Source organism: Teredinibacter waterburyi (assembly GCF_001922985.1).
GTDB lineage: Bacteria > Pseudomonadota > Gammaproteobacteria > Pseudomonadales > Cellvibrionaceae > Teredinibacter > Teredinibacter waterburyi.
Genome location: NZ_MRUH01000024.1, coordinates 1 through 1,254, shown reverse-complemented (window position 1 = coordinate 1,254; position 1,254 = coordinate 1). Strand labels below are relative to the sequence as shown.

Below are 1,254 nucleotides of genomic sequence, written 5' to 3'. Positions count from 1 at the left end.
AAAGACAATTACCACAAACCTAAAACCGACAAAGCGCTTTTTTAAATACCACGCATAACGCCTCAATCAGCTGCCGCTTCAGCGGTCGGCTGCATTGACTTGTTAGGCATTTTTTGGCCGCACTGGATCATTGTTGATACAGTTTCCCAGTTTATTTTTTCGAAGAATTGATCTCCAGACATATCTCGCTCCATCTTTTGGAAATACCCATCTAGCCATGCATGATAGTCCCATTTAGAGCGCTGAAGTGCAGCCAACATTTTAAATTCAACTTCTGCATTGAAAGTAACCTTAAAGTTGCGTGCATCTTTAAAACTATCTACACCTAAATAATATTTCTCAAAGTCCCTAGGTATAACGTATCCGGAGCCGCCAAATTCAACTCCCATTTTTAGCTTGAAGTTTGATGTATCAATAACGATTGCGTCATCTTCCCGAGTGACTTTCGCACCTTTAGGTAGAACAAGATCGAACCTAGAGTAAAATGCACCATTTTTTCCCATGGACATCACTATTACGCCTTCAGACTTATCCTTTGTAAAATCATTTTCAAATATCGCTCTATTTTCCATTGGTGTTGAAAACAGTTCCATAAAACGATTGTTAAGCAAAATGGAAGGGACATCTTCTCTAGAGAATTCAACCAACTCCGACTTATCGTATTGCTTTTGATTAAAGTATCCAGACAAGTGCATGGAAAGTGCTTCAATTGCATAATATTCCGCAGCCTCTTTCACTAACTTACATGCAGCCACAGAAGACTTATCTTTATCTCTGGAATGGATGTTTAACAAAGACTGTTTATCCCACTGCCGTTTCAGTGCATCGTTTTCTGAAAACGCAGAGTTGAGGTGTCTAGCCATTGACTCAGAAAATCCATACCGTTGAACAATCTGAATGGAGTTTTCTTCTTTGATATGAGTTATGAAACCATCGATTGATATTCTAGCTTTTCCTGATCGAGTAAATTTTTTTGACAAAAGCCATATGCAAAGTGCAAGCAGAATAAATAACCCCAAGTAAAGCCAAGATGCATGAGCTTTCAGGGAATCATAGGCTATGGTTCCTGCTATGCTTGCGCAAACGCCAATCAAGAAACCTACAACCAATATTTCTATCAGCTCAGACCTAGTAACCGATAGCTTTTCAATAACTCTATTTTTCATCTATGGATGGCTCTCCAATTTATAGAATGCCTAACGCCAAGCTCACCTGCAATTTTTGCTGTGAGCGTTTGTGTAAAATGGAGCTGCG

At 39.3% G+C, this 1,254-nt stretch carries 1 protein-coding gene; it reads right to left on the bottom strand.

What is annotated here, in order from left to right:
- Positions 1-62: 62 nt before the first annotated feature.
- Positions 63-1,166: a hypothetical protein gene (locus tag IDZ20_RS04650; RefSeq protein WP_188150271.1), complete on the bottom strand. Its 1,104-nt coding sequence runs from the start codon at positions 1,164-1,166 to the stop codon at positions 63-65.
- Between the last annotated feature and the right edge of the window lie 88 nt (positions 1,167-1,254).

What these genes read in the sequence shown, in the direction of transcription:
- IDZ20_RS04650 (WP_188150271.1), bottom strand. Translation starts at nt 1,166, where the DNA reads ATGAAAAATAGAGTTATTGAAAAGCTATCGGTTACTAGGTCTGAGCTG.